Consider the following 16,630-nt stretch of genomic DNA (forward strand, 5'->3'; position numbering starts at 1 on the left):
GGACCGGTGACCCACCGGTCCGGGCGGCCCCGCCGCGTGACGGGACGTCACGGGCCCGGCTCCCACCCCGCGTGACGCCACGTCACGGGCGCGGGTCCCCCTCCGCGAGGCGGAACGTCACCTGCCGCTCTCGGGCGGATCACGGGGACGGCACACCGTGTCCGGTCCGATACCGAAGCGCAACCCCCCGTCGCGCACCTTCCCCGTCCCCCCGGCGTCACAGTGACGCAAGGGAAGTCCGCCGGCGCCCCCACGGGGCGCCCGCCATCGGAGGGGGACGCTGGAGATGAGGATCTTGGCAGGGGAACGGACCGCGACCACCGGGCGGCCGAGGCCGCGCGCCCTGTTCGCGGGGGTGGTCACCGCGGCGCTGCTGCTCACCGGCTGCGGCGGGAGCGCGGACGACGGCGCCTCGCAGACGGCCCCGGACAGGGCCGTCTCCCGGGAGGACGTGCCCGCGCCCTCCCCGCGCGAGGGCCGGGGCGGCGACCGGCTGTCCACGTTCGCGCTGGACGTGGACACCGCCTCCTACGGCTACGTCCGCCGCGCCCTGGCCGACGGGCGGCTGCCCGAGCCGTCGACCGTGCGGCCGGAGGAGTTCGTCAACAGCTTCCGCCAGGACTACGAGCGGCCCGAGGGCGACGGCTTCGGGGTGTCCGTGGACGGGGCCAGGGCCGGGGACGACGGCTGGGCGCTGATGCGGGTCGGCCTCGCCACCCGTCCCGAGCCGGGGGCCGAGGACGGCGGCAGGGCGCCGGCCGCGCTCACCTTCGTCGTGGACGTCTCCGGGTCGATGGCCGAGGCCGGACGCCTCGACCTGGTCCAGCAGGGCCTGCGGACGATGACCGACCGGCTGCGCGACGACGACTCCGTCGCGCTGGTCGCCTTCAGCGATCAGGCCGAGACGCTCCTGCCGATGACCCGCCTCGGCGACGGCCGCGAGCGGATCCGCGACGCCGTCGACCGTCTCGAGCCGGACGCCTCCACCAATCTGGGCGCGGGGGTGCGGACGGGGTACACCGCGGCGCTGGACGGGCTGCGCGACGGCGCGACCAACCGCGTGGTGCTGATGTCCGACGCCCTCGCCAACACCGGGGAGACGGACGCGGACGCCCTCCTGGCGGAGGTGGCGCACGCGCGCGAGGACAACGGGATCACGCTGTTCGGTGTGGGGGTCGGCAGCGAGTACGGGGACGCGCTGATGGAGCGCCTCACCAACCGGGGCGACGGCCACACCGTGTACGTCTCCTCGCCGGAGGAGGCGGAGCGGGTGTTCTCCGAGGATCTGCCCCGCAACGTCGACCTCACCGCGCGGGACGCCAAGGCCCAGGTCGCGTTCGACCCGGAGACGGTCGAGGAGCACCGGCTGATCGGCTACGAGAACCGGCGGGTCGCCGACGAGGACTTCCGCGACGACGGGGCCGACGGCGGTGAGGTCGGCCCCGGGCACACGGTCACCGCGCTGTACGCGGTGCGGCTGAAGGAGGGCGCGTCGGGGCGGCTGGCCACCGCGACCGTGCGGTGGCTGGACCCGGGCACGCGGGAGGCGCACGAGGCGTCCCGGTCGCTGGAGACGGGGGATCTCCACCGGTCGGTGCGGGAGGGTTCGGCGCGGTTCCAGGTCACGGTGGTGGCGGCGCACTTCGCGGCGGCGCTGCGGGAGAGCGGGTTCGGCATGGCGACGCCGGAGTTGCCGGGGCTCGCGGAGCACGCGGACGCGTTGGCGCGGCGGACGGAGGATCCGCAGGTGCGGGAGCTGGCGGAGGCGGTCCACCGGGCGGCCGCCCTCCGGGGCGAGGAGTGACGCGGGGCGGCGCGCCCGCGACGGGGACCGCGCCCGCGGCGGCCCCCGCGGACGCGCCGCCCGCGCCCGCCGACACGCGGTGACGGGACGCGGGACCCGCACCGGACCGCACGCGGGTCCGGGGCGCGCCTACGCGGGTCCGCCGCCCACCAGGTCGGGGTCACCCGCGGACGCGTCGTCTGCGGGGGCGGCGCGGTGACGTGACGCGAGAGCGGCACCGGACCGCACGTGGGTCCGGGGCGCGCCCTACGCGGGCCCGCCGCCGCCGGGCAGGGTCACCGCGGACGCGCCGCCCGCAGTGGCGGCGCCGTGACGCGGGACCGGCGCCGGACCGTACGCGGGTCCCGCACGGGTCCGCCGCCCACCGGGCAGGCCGGGGTCACCCGCGGACGCGCCGCCCGCGGCGGAGGTCACCGCGCCGCGGGGCGGGCCCACTGGTACGGCGTCGTCGTGGTGACCCGGAGGAACCCGTAGCGTTCCAGGATCGGCCGGCTGTACTCGGTGGAGTCGCTGTGGACCAGCCGCTTGCCGGCCGCCAGCGCCGACCGGGCCCGCGCCGCGGTGAGGGCCCGGTAGATGCCCCGGCCCCGCCACTCCTTCAGCGTCGCCCCGCCCCAGATGCCGGCGAACTCCGTCCCCGCGACCGGCTCGAGCCGTCCCGCGGTGACGATGCGCCCCTCCGCCTCGGCGACCCACAGCTCCATGCCGTCGTCCAGCGACAGCCGGTACAGGATGGCGTCGGCGGTCCGCGCGTCCACGGGGTCGCCGAACGCCTCGTCCTGCATCGCGCACATCGCCCGGACGTCCGCCTCCTCGGTCACCCGCCGCAGGACCACCCCGTCCGGCAGCGGCACCTCGACGGCCAGCGACCGGGCCTCACCGATCATGACCGACTCGGGCTGCTCGGGCGTGAACCCGTGCTCCAGCAGCGCCTCGTGGAGCCCGGGGGCGTGGTCGTGACCCCGGGTCTTCCACTCCACCCGGGTGATCGACGGATCCGAGCGGTAGTGGTCGGCCGCCGCGCCGACCAGCCGGCGCACCTCGGCGGCGTCGGCCCCGTCGAGGTCCTGGTAGGTGACGAACCCGCGTCCGCCGCCGAACACCACCAGCCGCAGCGGCCCGAGCCGGGTCACCGCGATGGCGCTGGGGGTCTCCGCGTCGGTGCGCAGCTGGGTGTCGTATGCCCGGAGGAGGGCGGAAGCATGATCCATGCCCCCGACCCTGAGGGGTGAGCGTCCTGCGGGCAAACGAATTGACCGCCGGGCCTCACGGCCGCATGGACCGGTTGGGCCACCACACCCGGGCCCCGAGGTCCCGCGCCAGCGCCGGCACCAGCAGGGAGCGCACCACCAGGGTGTCCAGCAGCACGCCGAAGGCGACGATGAACGCGATGAACGCCATGAAGGCCAGCGGGATCACGGTCAGCGCCGCGAAGGTGGCGGCCAGCACCACGCCCGCCGAGGTGATCACCCCGCCGGTGGCGGACAGGCCGGTGCGAATGCCCTCCCGCGTGCCGTGCAGCAGCGCCTCCTCGCGCACCCGGGTCATCAGGAAGATGTTGTAGTCCACGCCCAGCGCGACGAGGAAGACGAACCCGTACAACGGCACCGACGCGTCCGTGCCGGTGAACCCGAACCCGTACCGGAAGACGAGCGCGGTCACGCCCAGGGTCGCCAGGTAGTTGAGCCCCACGGTCAGCACCAGCAGCACCGGCAGCAGCAGACCGCGCAGCAGCAGCACCAGGATCAGCAGGATGATCGCCAGCACCACCGGCACGATCAGCGTCCGGTCCCGTGCGGCGGTGGCCTGGGTGTCGTACTGCTGGGCGGTGTAGCCGCCGACCAGCGCGTCGGCGCCCTCGACGCCGTGCACGGCCTCGCGGAGCCGGGGGATGGTCTCCTTGGCGGCGTCGCTGTCCGCGGCCGCCTTCAGCGTGGCGTCGATGCGGACCTTGCCGTCGACCACCGTCGGCTCGCCGCGCCCCGGTCCCTCCGCGGTGACCGGCACGGCCCGGCTGACGCCCTCGGTCGCGGCGGCGGCCCGGGTCACCTCCTCGGCCTTGCCGGCGTCGGCGACGATCACCGCGGGGTTGCCGGAGCCCGCAGGGAAGTGCTCGGCCAGCGCCTGCTGTCCGGTGACGGAGGGCGCGTCGTTGACGAAGATCTCGTCCAGCGGCGTCCCCTTGGCGGCGAGCAGCGGGGAGAACGCGGCGCAGGCGGCGAGTCCGACCAGCGCGGTGATCCAGATGCGGCGCGGCCGGCGGTCCACCAGATCGGCGACCTTGTGCCACAGGCCGTTCTCCTGACGTGCCTTCTGCCGGGCCGATCCGGGACGCGTCGGCCAGTAGGCGGCGTTGCCCAGCAGCACCAGCACGGCGGGGAGGAAGGTGAGGGCCGCGGCCATCGCGCAGACCACGCCGATCGCGCCGACCGGGCCGAGCGCCCGGTTGTTGGAGAGGTCGCTGACCATCAGGGCCAGCAGGCCGAGGGCCACGGTCAGGCCGCTCGCCACGACCGCGCCGGCGGTCTGCCGCAGGGCGGTGCGCATCGCGGCGTACTTCTCGTGCCCGAGGGCGAGTTCCTCGCGGAAGCGGGCGGTGAGCAGCAGCGCGTAGTCGGTGGCCGCGCCGATCACCAGGATGAACAGGATGCCCTGCACCTGCCCGTCGACGGACACCACGTCCCGCCGGGCCAGCGCGTACACCACCGCGCAGGCCAGCGCGAGCGCGAAGACGGCGGTGAGGATCACGACCAGCGGGAGCAGGACACTGCGGTAGACGACCAGCAGGATCAGCAGCACCACGCACAGCGCGACGACGAGCAGGATGCCGTCGATGCCGGCGAAGGCGTCGGAGAGGTCGGCCTGGGTGGCGGCCGGTCCGGTGACGTAGGCCCGCAGCCCTTCGGCCTCGCCCGCCGTGTCGCGGATGGTGGCGACGGAGCCGTCGGTCAGTTCCTCGTCGCCCGTCTCCAGCGGCAGCACCGCGGAGAGCGCGCGGCCGTCCTCGGAGGGGATCAGCCGCGCGGCGCCGGGGGCGTCCGCGACGACGCCGGGGGTCCGGGCCGCCTCGGCGAGCGCCGCGTCGGCCGCCTCGCGCTGCTGCGGGGTGACCTTGCCCCGCTCGGCGACCCACACCACGATGGCCGGCACCGTCCGGTCGCGTTCGAAGGCCTGCTGGAGTTCGTTGACCTTGGTCGACTCGGCGCTCTCCGGGAGGAAGGAGGCCTGGTCGTTGGTGGCGACGCCGCTGAGCTTCCCGGCGTACGGCCCCAGGAAGCCACCCGCCAGCAGCCAGACGACCACGACGAGGAGTACTGGGGCGAGCCGGCGCCACCGGCGGGTTGCTTCCACTGTGCTCTTCCTCCGCTGTGCCGTGCGGCGTGTGCCGCGCGCCCGATCCTGACACGTGCCCGCCGCCGCCCGGAGGAACCCTTGCCTGCACATCCGTTCGGTGAAACGCCGGTGCCCGGGTAGACGGCCGTCGACCGGTTCGATCACGTGCACCGGTGTCCGACCGCAGTTCGGCGCAGGAGGAGGGAACGGATGCAGGGCACGCCCGTCGACCGCGTCCCCGCGGCCGGCCGTCGCCGCCGCCGCTTCGATCTGCATTCCACGGCGATGCAGTTCGCCCTGCTCGCGGTGCTGGTCCTGATGGTGGGCCTGGTGGTGCGGGTGGCGGCCGGGGCGATCGGGCGCCGGCCGGGGTGGATCGCCGTGCTGGGCCTGCTGGTGGTGTTCGTGGTCCTCGCGGCTCGCAGGCGGCGGCGCCGCCGCACGGTGGCCGGGCTGGCCCGGACCACCGCCGAGGCGCTCGACCGTGCCACCGAGACGGCCCTCGGCGAACTCGGGCCGGCCGCCGGGAGTCCCGTGGGCGCGCCGGTGGCCGCGACCGCCGCCGCGCCGGGGCCGGCGGCCACGGCGGTGGCAGCGCCCGGTGCGCCCCACGCCACCGCGGACCCGGCGGCGGAGCCCGTCGCCGACTCCGCTGCGGAGCCCGCGGCGGAGCCCACCGTGGTGCTCCCGCCGCACCACCCGGGCATCCCGCTGCCCGACTACGACTCCCTGGACCCCTACGAGTTCGAGCAGGCCGTGGCCGCGCTGTGCGAGCGGGACGGCTGCACCGGCGTCGAGGTGGTGGGCGGCGCGGGCGACCTGGGCGCCGACGTCCTCGCCGTGACCCCGGACGGACGCCGCGTCGTCCTGCAGTGCAAGCGGTACGGCGCCGGCAACAAGGTCGGCTCCCAGGACCTCCAGCGCTTCGGCGGCACCTGCTTCACCGTCCACGAGGCCCATCTGGCCGTCCTCGTCACCACCAGCGACTTCACCGCCCCGGCCCTGGAGTACGCCGAACGGTGCGGCATCCTCTGCCTGGACCGTGAGGCGCTGCTCGCCTGGACCGTGGGCAGCGGCCCGGCGCCGTGGGGGCTCGCCGCGGGCGGCTGACCGGCGACCGGTGCCGCCGGCGGTGGGCCGTGGGCCGTGGGCCGCCAGTCGCCGGCCGTGGGCCCTGGGCCGCCGGCCGTCAGTACCGTGCGCCCAGGACGCGCCGTGCCACCTTCCGCCGCGCGTCGGCGAGTTCGTCCGCGATCCGCGCCTCGCGCGCGGTGTCGACGACGATCCGGGCGGGCCCGGCGGGGCCGAGCGTGAGGCAGTGGCGGCGCAGGTGGGTGGGCGGATGCGTGGCGTCGACCGTGTGGCCGCGGCGCGTGCCGGCCCGGCGCAGGCGGTCGAACTCGTGCTCCGGCACGGAGCCGACGTGGGCGACCAGCCGGTCCCAGAGCCCGTCGGCCGGGTCCGGCGCGCCCGCCGCCCGGGAGGTCCGCAGCGCGGTGCGGTTGCGCTCGCGGGCCAGCGCGGTGAGCACCGAGTCCGCGACCAGGTGCCGGTCGATCACCCCGATCGCCCCCTCCCTGCCGCCGACCTCCGCGGAGACGCGGTCGGCGAGGTACTCGCCGCGCTGGCCGGCGCGCAGGGTGAGCTGGTCCAGCAGCAGGCGCAGCCCCTGCACCAGGAGCCAGGGGAGGAAGGTGATCACATTGACGGCGACGACGGTCCAGGCGTCCGGCCGCGGAGTCGGGGCGAGGAAGTACCACCAGGCCTCCAGCGACTGCTCCGCCGTCCAGGTCAGCCGCCCGTGCCGGGTGTCGCCGTTGGCGAAGTGACCCAGTTCGTGGCCGAGGAGGGCGGTCCGCTGCGGTGGCGTCAGCACCTCCCACAGCGGCAGGCCGATGGTGAGCAGGCGGTGCCCGCGCAGGCCGTAGGCGCAGACGGACGCGTTGAACTCGTCGTCGACCGCGATCAGGTCGACGCCGCGGGTCCCGGCCGCCTCGGCGACCTCGTCGACCAGGGCGAACAGCGCGGGCGCGTCGTCGCGGCGCAGCAGCGGGACGTCGTCGGGCGCCTCGCCGAAGCGGGGACGCAACGGCCAGGCGACGCAGAGCAGCAGCAGCCCGAGCACCGGCAGCGGCGTCCCCCAGCCCGCGACCAGGCACCACGCCCCGAGCACCACCAGCGTCACGGTCACGCCGTGGACCAGTACCGCGAGGACCTGGGCCAGCACCGACGCCACGTCACGGCGCGCCTTCAGCGGGACTCCGTCGGCCACCTCCCGCAGCAGCCGCTCCCCGTGCCGGCGGGCCAGTTCCCGCCGCCGCCTCTCCAGCAGCCCCGGCGGCTCCCCCTCCGCCGCCCGGACCGGGTCGACGTTCCATTCGCACGCGGCGCACCACACGGTGAACCGGGCGTCGACCGGCATCCGTGCCCCGCACTCGGGGCACGGCCGAGCAGTCCGCTCGGCGGCAGCGGCAGTCATGTAGGGGGTTTCCTCCTCCGACGACGACCCCAGGCGGGCCGTACTCCAGTTCGACGGCGGCACATCCTCACACGCCCGCCTCCTGACCGCCCCTCATATACGCCGGCCCGTAACGCTTCTCACGCCCGGGCCCGCTGGGTGACGGCGATGCAGGCGAGGACGACCAGGGCGGTCACCGGGGCGAGGGGCGAGAGGTCCTCGCCGAGCAGCAGGACCGCCCAGCCGAGGGTCAGCAGGGGCTGTGCGAGCTGGAGCTGACTGGCGCGGGGCACGCCGATGACGCCCATCCCCCGGTACCAGACCACGAAGCCGCCGAACTGCGAGACCGCGGCCGCGTACGCCATTCCGGCCACCGCCCGCCCGGTGAGCCGGACCGGTTCCACGGGCAGGGCGAGGGCCGTGACCAGCGCCGAGACGGGGAAGGCGGCCACCACGCCCCAGGCGATGACCTGCCAGCCCGGCATGTGCGCGGTCAGCCGCCCGCCCTGGGCGTACCCGGCGGCGCAGACCAGCAGGGCGCCGAAGAGACAGAGGTCGCCCACGGTCGGCACGCCGCCGCTCTGCCCCAGCGTGAAGGCCAGCACGGCGAGGGCGCCCGCGCCCGCGGCCGCCCAGAAGGCGCGGGAGGGGCGCCGTCCGGTGAGGGCGGAGGAGATCACGGCGGTGGCCAGCGGCAGCAGGCCGATGACCACGGCGGAGTGCGCGGTGCCGGACGTCCGCAGCGCCAGCGTGGTCAGCAGGGGGAAGCCGACGACACAGCCGCCGGCCACGGTCAGCAGTGCGGGCCAGTGCGCGCGGGCCGGGAGCGGCACCCGCGCGAGGCGCAGGCAGAGGGCGGCGAGCAGCCCGGCCAGCAGGCCCCGCACCCCGGTGGCCGTCCACGGGCCGAAGCCGTCCAGGGCCCATACCGTGGCCGGGAAGGTCAGCGAGAACGAGACCACGCCCAGGGCGGCGGGGACGGTACCGCTGCGGAAGTCCGACGTGGCGATCAGAGTAGCGCTATCGTGTGCTGTCATGACGAACAGTAGCAGTGTGGATCGGCTGGCCGCGATCCTGCGCAACCAGCTGGAACACTGCGCGCCCGGGCGGAAGTTGCCGTCCAGTCGCGAGCTGACCGCCGCCCACCAGGTGAGTCCCGTGACGGTGTCCCGCGCGATCGCCGTGCTGACCGCCGAGGGCCTGGTCGTGGCCCGCCCCGGTGCGGGTGTCTTCAAGGCCACCGCCCCGCCCGCCGCTACCGTGCTCGGCGACGTGTCGTGGCAGGAGGTGGCGCTGAGCGCGGACCCGCCGCACAACGCCGTGGACGTCGGGCCGCGGGCCGCCGACGCCTCCGGCATCCTGGCCACCCTGTCCGCGCCGCCGCCCGAGATCATCGACCTCAGCGGCGGCTACCCGCACGCCTGCATGCAGCCGGAGCGCGCCCTGGCCTCCGCGCTGGCGCGGGCCGGCCGGCGCCCCGGCACCTGGTCCCGTCCGCCCATGGAGGGCCTGCCCGAGCTGCGGGAGTGGTTCGCCCGCGACATCGGCGGCCCATCGGGCCCGCTGGCCGCCTCCGACGTGCTGATCACCTCCGGCGGCCAGGTGGCGCTGACCACCGCGCTCCGCGCGCTGACCGCCCCCGGCTCACCCGTGCTCGTCGAGTCGCCGACCTACCCGGGCACCCTCGCCGTCGCACGCGCCGCCGGGCTGCGGCCGGTGCCGGTGCCCGTGGACGCCGACGGGATCCGCCCCGACCTGCTGGCCGACGCGTTCGCGGCCACCCGCGCCCGGCTGGTGGTCTGCCAGCCCCTCTTCCACAACCCGACGGGCACGGCCCTCGCCGGGCCCCGCCGGGCCGAGGTGCTGCGCATCGCGCGCCGGGCGGGCGCCTTCGTCGTCGAGGACGACTTCGCCCGCCGCCTGGTGCACGCGGACTCCCCCGCCCCGCCGCCCCCGCTGGCCGCCGAGGACCCCGACGGGGTGGTCGTCCACATCCGCTCCCTCACCAAGTCCTCCGCGCCGAGCCTGCGCGTCGGCGCCCTCACCGCCCGCGGCCCGGCCCTGGAGCGGCTGCGCGCGGTGCACGCCGTGGACAGCCTCTTCGTGCCGCGCCCGCTCCAGGAGACCGCCCTCGAGCTGGTCTCCTCCCCCGCCTGGCCCCGCCACCTGCGCGCCCTGGCCACCGCCCTGCGCGACCGCCGCACGGCCCTGCTGGCCGCCCTGGCCGCACACCTCCCCGGTCTGCTGCCGCAGCGGGCTCCCCAGGGCGGCTTCCACCTCTGGCTCCGCCTGCCGGGCGGCGCCGACGAGCGCGCCGTCGCCGCCGGAGCCCTCCGTCTCGGGGTCGCCGTCACGCCCGGCACCCACTACTTCGCCGCCGAGCCGCCCGCGCCCCATCTGCGTCTGAGCTACGTCAGCACCCCCGGCGCGGCCCAACTGGAGGACGGCGTACAGCGGTTGGCGCAAGCCCTCGACGGCACGCCGGCCGGGCCCTTCGGCGGGCCCCGGTTCGCAACGAATGCGTGATCAAAATTTACTGCACACCGACAAGCGTGATCCCTTACGCTGCCGTGCGGCCTTCCCCCTCGGGGCATGTGCCTCATCCACGACACACCCATGTCCACACCCCAGGGGGGGCTCCCATGGAACGCCTTTTCGCGATCAGACAGTTCCTGATCATGATCGTCGCGCTGGTCGGCGGCGTCGGCCTCATCGTCTTCAGCGTCATCCGCGCGGACACCCAGGTGACCGGCACCCCGGGCCAGTTCACGGCCCAGCAGTGCGAGACCGAGAAGACCCGCCGCAGCGGCACCACCTACTCGTGCACCGGCTCGTTCGAGGCCGACGACAAGTCGTTCACGATCGCGTCCGTCGAGGTGGACACCAACTTCGACTCCGAGCCCACCTCCCCGGTGGCGACCAAGGTGGAGGGCCCCGACGCCACCACCGCCGTCGTCGACGACTACAAGAAGTGGGCCATCCCGGGCGGCACCGGCGTGATCATCCTGATCTTCGGCATCTTCATGCTCCGCGGCCGGATCCGCTCCCGCCGGGAGGACAGGGCCGAGGCCGCCGCGGTCTGACGCCGGCGTCCCGGCCTCGTCCGAAGGGCGTCCCGCACGTACGGTGCGGGACGCCCTTCGGCGTGCGAGGACCGGACGGGCCGGAAGGTCAGCAGGCCGGAAGGTCAGAAGGTCAGCTTCCAGCTGTCGATGTACCCCGTGTCCTGGGCGGCGACGTCCTGGACGCGCAGGCGCCAGCCGCCGTCGGCCGTCTCGGTGGAGGCGTTGACGGTGTACGTGGCGATGACGTTGTCCGCCGAGTCGGAGCCGCTGGAGTTCTTCAGCCGGTACGCCGTGCCGTCGGGGGCGAGCAGGTCGACCACGAGGTCGCCGCGCCAGGTGTGCTTGATGTCGACGCCCACCCGCAGCGTCGACGGCGCGTTGCCGGTGCGGCCGGTGACGGTGATGGTCGAGGTCACGGCCGCGCCGCCGTCCGGGATGGCGACGTCCGTGGTGTTCTCGAAGGAGGTGCCCGGCGCCGGCGCCGCCTGCGTGCCCAGGGTCCACAGGGCGTGGGCGAGCGCGTCGCTGTTGCGGTCGAGGGCGGTGTCGTCGATGTTCGTCGTGGAGTCGCACGAGGAGTGGTAGCAGCGGTCGAAGGCCTGCCCGGAGGTCCCGCCCCACTTGGTGGCCTGGGCCGCCGTCTTGACGCGGCTGGCTCCGGTGAAGAGCCCGCCGACGGGTATGCCCGCGCTCTTGAACGGGGCGTGGTCGGAGCGGCCGTCACCCTCGGTCTCGATCTCGGTGGGCACGCCGATGCCGGCGTACCAGTCCTTGAACACCTTCTCGATCCCCGGGTCGTCGTCGTAGACGAAGTAGCCCGCGTTCGGGGAGGCGACCATGTCGAGGTTGATGTAGCCGGAGATGCGTGAACGGTCGGCCGTGGCCAGGTTGTTGACGTAGTACTTGGAGCCGACGAGCCCGAGTTCCTCCGCGCCCCACCAGGCGAACCTCAGGTGCTTGGTGGGCTGAAGCTGGGCGCGCGAGACGGCGAGCGCCGTCTCCAGCACGGCCGCGGATCCGGAGCCGTTGTCGTTGATCCCGGCCCCGCCGGCGACCGAGTCGAGGTGCGCGCCGGCCATCAGGACCTGGTTGGGGTCGCCGCCGGGCCAGTCGGCGATCAGGTTGTACCCGGTGGCCCCGGAGGAGGTGAACTGCTGCACGGTGGTGGTGAACCCGGCCGCGTCGAGCTTGGCCTTCACATGGTCGACGGATGCCTTGTAACCGGGGCGCCCGTGGGCCCGGTTGCCGCCGTTGGCGGTGGCGATCGACTGGAACTGGGTCAGGTGCGCCTTGACGTTCGCCAGCGGTATGTCGGGGGCGGCGAGCGCCTGGGCGGCGGGCGCGGCCGGGGCGGCGGCGGGTGCGCTGCCGTACGAGGCGGGCGTGACGGCGAGCAGCGCCGTCACCGCCACGGCGGCGACCGTCGTGGCGCGTCTGCGGAGCGGTCGGAGCGGGCCGGGCTCGGGGCTCTTCATGGGGGAACCGCGCTTTCTCGTCGAGGCGGGGTGTACCGGACGGGGTCTGGAGCGGTGGGACCGGCTCAGCGGTCGCTGACGGCCGGTCACTGCGTGCTGGTCACTGCGTGCTGGTCACTGAGCGAGCCCGATGCTCAGCGATTTGTCAGTGTCCCGTCAAGAGCGTCTTCCGGACGCCCCGGTCGGCGGCCCTCGCGGACTCGGACCTCCGCCCGTGCCCGTGCCCGTGCGACGCGGGGCGCCGGGCGCGGGCGGAGGATCCGCACGCCGATGAGGAGGCGGGTCAGGCGGTGACGAAGTCCATGTCGGCGGCGACCCAGTTGCCGCTGGAGCCGTAGTGGGTCGTGATCACCAGCTTGGTGCCCTCCGGCAGGTCCCCGGTCTTCCAGGGGGAGCAGTAGCCGGCGGCGTGGCCGGAGGTGCTCACCTCGCGGTAGCTGCCGCCCGAGTAGGTGGTGAGCACGGCCCGCACGGCGTACCCGTCGGCCTTGGTGTCGCACACCCGTAACGCGTCGCCCGGGGTGGATCCGCTGGGGTCGGACTGCCAGTAGGCGTATCCCGTGCCGTCCGCGGGGATCTGGGTGGCCGCGGACGCCGACGTGGCGGTACCGAGCATCAGGACGAAACCGGCCACGGCGGTCAGGACGGCCCTGGGCTTGTGGTTGATGTTCATGGGCGTTCTCCCCTCTCTGCCGGAGCGCACCGCGCGCTCCGTCGCGGAGGGAAGCCTTCAGCACCGCCGCGGGGGCGGCCAAGCGCTTCCGGAGGGGTCGACGGAATCCGATCGCCGGGCGGCGGGCCGGGCGGCGGCCGCGCGGACCCCATAGGTCACGGTGACACCGGGTGCCGCACTCGTCACGGGGTGCGAGGGACGGGGCGGCGATGACGTGGAGGCGATGGCCGAAGTGGATCCCCCGCGAAGCCCCTCTCCGCGGATCAGCGCTCCCCGCGCTCCAGGCGGTGCTCCGTCAGCTCCAGGTCGATGAAGGCCCCGACCATGGCCCGCCAGACGGCCTCCGCGACGACCGGGCTGAGCCCCGCCCTCCGCGCCTCGGCGCGCGCCGCCGCGACGACGCGCTCCGCGCGGTCGGGGGCGCGCACCGCCTGCTCGTCCTTCTTGAGGCCGGCCGCCTCCCGGACCAGCCTCTCGCGCCGGGCCAGGAGTTGGACCAGGTCCGCGTCGAGGGCGTCGATGCGCTCACGGATCTCGGTCAGGGAGGCGGAAGCTCGGTGCTGCGACATGGGCGCCATCGTCGCACCTCACTCGGGGGCGCGCGGACCTCCTCGCACGCCCCCGGCGGTCACCCGCCGACCCTGTCCGGGCCGGCGCCGGGCCGGTCCGGGAACTCCGCCTTCCCGGCGTCGTCCCGGCCGTGCCGGGCCCTGGCCAGGGCCGGGGCGGCGGGCGCGCCCTCCAGGTGGGTGACGAACTCGCGGACCATGCCGGCCACGACCGGCCCCTTCCTCAGCAGCGCCGCCCAGTGCGTGGCGGACAGTTCGCGGCGCCACAGGTTCGGGGCCCACTCCTCCAGCCCCTCGGTCAGGGCCGGGCTGACGAACCGGTCCCTGGTGAGGGTGACGACCTGGACCGGCACGGCGGTCGGACGCGGGCGGGGCCTGAGCAGCCGGGGCAGCATGTTGGCGCGGTAGAGCAGGATGCCGCGCACCGCGTCGGAGGCGATCGTGGTATGCGGGTGGCCGGGGCGCGGGGCGACGCCCTCGGACACCCGCAGCACGGTTCCCCAGGCGCGGGCCAGCCCCAGCCGCCAGGCGGCGGGCGCCACCACCGGCAGGTGGAAGACGTAGATGTACCAGGAGTGCAGCGCCTGGGAGGCCAGCTGGAGCAGGTGGCGCGGAGTGGGGCGGCGCAGGCGGCGGCGCAGCCAGTGGCCCATGTGGTCCAGGCACGGTCCCGACATGGTGGTGTACGAGGCGATCCGCCCGGCGGCCTTCGGGTCGGTCACCGCCTCCCACGACTGGATGGACCCCCAGTCGTGGGCGACGACGTGCACGGGCCGGCCGGGGCTGGTGGCGTCGGCCACCGCGTACAGGTCCCGGGCGAGGAACTCCAGGCGGTACGCGTCCTTGCCGGGCGGGGCGTCGGAGTCGCCGGCGCCGCGGACGTCGTAGCGCACCACGTGGTGGTCGGCCGCGAGCCGCTCCGCGACGTCGTCCCAGACGTGGTGGGTGTCCGGGTAGCCGTGCACGAGCAGCACGGTCGGGGCCGCCGGGTCGCCCTGCTCGTGGACGGCCAGGGTGACGTCGCCGCTCCGGACACGGGTGCGGCGCTTCTCCGCCGGGGCACGCACCGGCCCACGGCCAGGGACCTCGTGCGCGAGGAGGCCGTCGGCGGCGCCGCGGGGCGCCGGGCCGGAGCCCGGCTCGCTGTGGTCCTGGTTCATGGCTGAGGGTCTCGCCTTCGTCGCGGGGTGCCGTCGGGGATGTCAGTGGTCCAGTTCGAGACAGGCGCCGTCGTCGGCGCGGGAGACGCAGACGAGCATGTCACCGGCGGCCCGTTCGGCCTCGGTGAGCCTGCGGTCGCGGTGGTCGACGGTGCCGGAGAGCACGCGGACCCTGCAGACACCGCAGAACCCCTGCCGGCAGGAGTAGGCGGTGGCCGGGTCGGCGGCCCGCAGCACGTCGAGCGCGCTGCGGTCGGCGGGCACGGGCAGCTCCCTGCCGTCGCGCAGCCGCAGGGTGAACGGCTTGCCGTCGACGACGGGCGGGGCGGTGAAGCGCTCGAAGTGCAGGGCGGTGGCGGGGCCGGCCGGGAACGCCCGCCGCAGCGCGTCGAGCAGCGGAGCGGGTCCGCAGCAGTAGACGGCGGCTCCCCGCGGGGCGCGGGCGAGCAGCGCGGCGGCGTCCGGCCGGCCGTCCTCCTCGTCGGTGAGCACCACGACGCGTCCGGGGTGCCGGCGGGCGAGCGTCGCCGTCTCGTCGGCGAAGGGCAGGGAGGCGCGGGTGCGGCCGGTGTGGACCAGCGTCCAGTCGAGCCCGCGCCGCTCGGCCTCGTGGGCCATCGGCAGGAGGGGGGTGATGCCGATGCCGCCCGCGACGAGGAGCACCCGCCGCTCGCGCGCGAACGGGAAGGCGTTGCGCGGGCCCGCGACCGGGACCCGGCTGCCCTCCGTCAGCTCCCGGTGCACCTCCGCCGACCCGCCCCCGCCGCCGGGGATCAGCCGCACCGCGACGCGGTACCCGTACCGGTCGGCCGGGTCGCCGCAGAGCGAGTACGTGCGGCGGCGCCCCGACGGCAGGCCGAGGTCCAGGTGCGCCCCCGGCTGCCAGCGCGGCAGCGTCCCGCCGTCCGGCGCGACCAGCCGCAGCGCGACGACGTCCGGGGCCACGTACTCCCGCCGGGCCACCGTGAGTTCGGCGGGGCGGCCGCCCTCCGGCGGGCGCGGCCGGTACCGCTTGCGGCCGGTCAGCGGGACGTACAGGGACGTGAACCGCTGAAGGCCGGTCAGGAAGCGGTCCGGCCGGTCCTCGCCGAACAGGTCCGGCGGCGGGGTCGGTCGTGGCGGCCTGGGCATGGCGGTTCTCCTGCGTCTGCGTCAGTGGGCGGCGGCCCGGGCGGCCGGCGAGGTGCCGAGGTAGGCGACGGCCTGCTCCGTCGACCCCTCCTGGGTGGGGTGGTAGCCCGGGCTCAGGTAGCGCAGCACGGAGACGACGAGTTTCACCGGGTCGGGCAGCAGCCCCCTGCGCGCGGCCCTCGCCACGTCCCGCCACCGGGCCCTGCTCCCCGGGCGGCGTTCGGGGTCCACCGCGGCCAGGTACCTGACCCCGCGGATCCACAGCCGGGCCAGGGTCGTGGTGGCGATCACCATCGTGCGGATGCGGCGGACGTAGCCGCGGTCGAGGTGCCGCAGCAGGTCGTAGGCGACGGCGCGGTGTTCGACCTCCTCCGCGCCGTGCCAGCGCAGCAGGTCGAGCATGACCGGGTCGGCGCCGGCGCGGTCGAGCGCCGGCGCGTTGAGGATCCAGTCGCCGAGGAAGGCGGTGAAGTGCTCGATCCCGGCGATGATCGCGACGCGCTCGATCAGGTACTGACGCTCCCGGCGGGGGCTCTGGCCGGGGATGTCGCCGAGCACGTGGTGGAAGAGGTACGCGACCTGCGTGACGTAGGGGTCGATCGGCACGCCCTTGGCGGCCAGATGGTCCAGCACGCCCTGGTGGGCCTCGGCGTGCACGGCTTCCTGCCCGGTGAAGCCGAGGACCCGGGCGCGCAGTTCCTCGTCCGTGATCAGCGGCATCGTCTGCAGGAAGACCCGCACGAACCAGCGTTCGCCCTCCGGGAGCAGCAGGTGCAGGACGTTGACCACGTGGGTGGCCAGGGGTTCGCGGGGGATCCAGTGCAGCGGCAGGTTCTCCCAGTCGAACCGGACGTCGCGGGGCGTCAGCACCAGGTCGTCGTGCTCGTCGCTCTTCCTCATCACGGCTCCTGACCACGGGCTCCCGGCCGTCGGACGCGGGCGGCCGACCGTTCGGCCCCTCC

The 16,630-nt window shown here is 75.3% G+C and carries 14 protein-coding genes; 4 read left to right on the forward strand and 10 right to left on the reverse strand.

The genetic code is table 11. The annotated features are described in order from the left end of the window. The first annotated feature begins 286 nt into the window (after window positions 1-286). Window positions 287-1,804: a vWA domain-containing protein gene (locus tag GBN72_RS10565; RefSeq protein WP_151771446.1), complete on the forward strand. Its 1,518-nt coding sequence runs from the start codon at window positions 287-289 to the stop codon at window positions 1,802-1,804. 410 nt (window positions 1,805-2,214) lie between these two features. Here GBN72_RS10565 and GBN72_RS10570 read toward each other — a convergent pair whose 3' ends face one another. Together GBN72_RS10570 and GBN72_RS10575 are read right to left on the reverse strand one after the other, a co-directional pair. Then, window positions 2,215-3,015, reverse strand: coding sequence for a GNAT family N-acetyltransferase (locus GBN72_RS10570; protein WP_151771447.1), 801 nt, complete (start codon window positions 3,013-3,015; stop codon window positions 2,215-2,217). Between the two features lie 55 nt (window positions 3,016-3,070). After that, window positions 3,071-5,155, reverse strand: coding sequence for an MMPL family transporter (locus tag GBN72_RS10575; protein WP_246212407.1), 2,085 nt, complete (start codon window positions 5,153-5,155; stop codon window positions 3,071-3,073). 192 nt (window positions 5,156-5,347) lie between these two features. Between GBN72_RS10575 and GBN72_RS10580 the strand changes: the two genes are divergently transcribed. Continuing rightward, window positions 5,348-6,247, forward strand: coding sequence for a restriction endonuclease (locus tag GBN72_RS10580; RefSeq protein WP_151771449.1), 900 nt, complete (start codon window positions 5,348-5,350; stop codon window positions 6,245-6,247). 79 nt (window positions 6,248-6,326) lie between these two features. On the opposite strand, the gene GBN72_RS10585 is transcribed toward GBN72_RS10580, so the two are convergent. Both GBN72_RS10585 and GBN72_RS10590 read right to left on the reverse strand, forming a co-directional pair. After that, on the reverse strand, window positions 6,327-7,616 hold the full coding sequence (locus GBN72_RS10585; protein ID WP_151771450.1) for a M48 family metallopeptidase: 1,290 nt from the start codon (window positions 7,614-7,616) through the stop codon (window positions 6,327-6,329). 119 nt (window positions 7,617-7,735) lie between these two features. After that, a complete protein-coding gene (locus GBN72_RS10590; protein ID WP_151771451.1) occupies window positions 7,736-8,632 on the reverse strand; it encodes a DMT family transporter in 897 nt (298 codons plus the stop codon). On the opposite strand from GBN72_RS10590, the gene GBN72_RS10595 reads away from it, so the two are divergent. Both GBN72_RS10595 and GBN72_RS10600 read left to right on the forward strand, forming a co-directional pair. After that, window positions 8,631-10,121, forward strand: a complete 1,491-nt coding sequence (locus tag GBN72_RS10595; protein WP_151771452.1) for an aminotransferase-like domain-containing protein — start codon at window positions 8,631-8,633, stop codon at window positions 10,119-10,121. The two genes, GBN72_RS10590 and GBN72_RS10595, sit on opposite strands and share 2 nt — an antisense overlap. Window positions 10,122-10,237: 116 nt before the next feature. After that, window positions 10,238-10,678 (forward strand): hypothetical protein, encoded by a 441-nt coding sequence (locus GBN72_RS10600; protein ID WP_151771453.1) that lies wholly within the window; start codon window positions 10,238-10,240, stop codon window positions 10,676-10,678. 104 nt (window positions 10,679-10,782) lie between these two features. Here the strand turns inward: GBN72_RS10600 and GBN72_RS10605 are convergent, their stop codons facing one another. The 6 genes from GBN72_RS10605 to GBN72_RS10630 all read right to left on the reverse strand — a co-directional run bounded on the left by GBN72_RS10605 (window position 10,783) and on the right by GBN72_RS10630 (window position 16,568). Then, window positions 10,783-12,135, reverse strand: a complete 1,353-nt coding sequence (locus GBN72_RS10605; protein WP_151771454.1) for a M28 family metallopeptidase — start codon at window positions 12,133-12,135, stop codon at window positions 10,783-10,785. Between the two features lie 283 nt (window positions 12,136-12,418). Continuing rightward, window positions 12,419-12,808: a hypothetical protein gene (locus GBN72_RS10610; RefSeq protein ID WP_151771455.1), complete on the reverse strand. Its 390-nt coding sequence runs from the start codon at window positions 12,806-12,808 to the stop codon at window positions 12,419-12,421. Between the two features lie 263 nt (window positions 12,809-13,071). Then, the gene (locus GBN72_RS10615) at window positions 13,072-13,377 is read right to left on the reverse strand and encodes a chorismate mutase (protein WP_151771456.1); all 306 of its coding nucleotides are present in this window, start codon (window positions 13,375-13,377) and stop codon (window positions 13,072-13,074) included. A gap of 59 nt (window positions 13,378-13,436) precedes the next feature. Continuing rightward, entirely contained in the window at window positions 13,437-14,537 is a 1,101-nt protein-coding gene (locus GBN72_RS10620; protein ID WP_151771457.1) for an alpha/beta fold hydrolase, read from the reverse strand. 42 nt (window positions 14,538-14,579) lie between these two features. Continuing rightward, complete coding sequence (locus GBN72_RS10625; RefSeq protein ID WP_151771458.1) at window positions 14,580-15,668, reverse strand: PDR/VanB family oxidoreductase; 1,089 nt, start codon at window positions 15,666-15,668, stop codon at window positions 14,580-14,582. Window positions 15,669-15,689: 21 nt separating this feature from the next. Next, window positions 15,690-16,568 (reverse strand): metal-dependent hydrolase, encoded by an 879-nt coding sequence (locus GBN72_RS10630; RefSeq protein ID WP_151771459.1) that lies wholly within the window; start codon window positions 16,566-16,568, stop codon window positions 15,690-15,692. Window positions 16,569-16,630 lie beyond the last annotated feature (62 nt).

It is taken from the genome of Streptomyces abyssomicinicus (assembly GCF_008974245.1).
Lineage (GTDB): Bacteria > Actinomycetota > Actinomycetes > Streptomycetales > Streptomycetaceae > Streptomyces > Streptomyces abyssomicinicus.

Bases quoted from the DNA above. Each gene is read 5' to 3' on its own strand.
- GBN72_RS10565 (WP_151771446.1), top strand. From the start codon at position 287: ATGAGGATCTTGGCAGGGGAACGGACCGCGACCACCGGGCGGCCGAGG.
- GBN72_RS10570 (WP_151771447.1), bottom strand. From the start codon at position 3,015: ATGGATCATGCTTCCGCCCTCCTCCGGGCATACGACACCCAGCTGCGC.
- GBN72_RS10580 (WP_151771449.1), top strand. From the start codon at position 5,348: ATGCAGGGCACGCCCGTCGACCGCGTCCCCGCGGCCGGCCGTCGCCGC.
- GBN72_RS10585 (WP_151771450.1), bottom strand. From the start codon at position 7,616: ATGACTGCCGCTGCCGCCGAGCGGACTGCTCGGCCGTGCCCCGAGTGC.
- GBN72_RS10595 (WP_151771452.1), top strand. From the start codon at position 8,631: ATGACGAACAGTAGCAGTGTGGATCGGCTGGCCGCGATCCTGCGCAAC.
- GBN72_RS10590 (WP_151771451.1), bottom strand. From the start codon at position 8,632: ATGACAGCACACGATAGCGCTACTCTGATCGCCACGTCGGACTTCCGC.
- GBN72_RS10600 (WP_151771453.1), top strand. From the start codon at position 10,238: ATGGAACGCCTTTTCGCGATCAGACAGTTCCTGATCATGATCGTCGCG.
- GBN72_RS10605 (WP_151771454.1), bottom strand. From the start codon at position 12,135: ATGAAGAGCCCCGAGCCCGGCCCGCTCCGACCGCTCCGCAGACGCGCC.
- GBN72_RS10610 (WP_151771455.1), bottom strand. From the start codon at position 12,808: ATGAACATCAACCACAAGCCCAGGGCCGTCCTGACCGCCGTGGCCGGT.
- GBN72_RS10615 (WP_151771456.1), bottom strand. From the start codon at position 13,377: ATGTCGCAGCACCGAGCTTCCGCCTCCCTGACCGAGATCCGTGAGCGC.
- GBN72_RS10620 (WP_151771457.1), bottom strand. From the start codon at position 14,537: ATGAACCAGGACCACAGCGAGCCGGGCTCCGGCCCGGCGCCCCGCGGC.
- GBN72_RS10625 (WP_151771458.1), bottom strand. From the start codon at position 15,668: ATGCCCAGGCCGCCACGACCGACCCCGCCGCCGGACCTGTTCGGCGAG.
- GBN72_RS10630 (WP_151771459.1), bottom strand. From the start codon at position 16,568: ATGAGGAAGAGCGACGAGCACGACGACCTGGTGCTGACGCCCCGCGAC.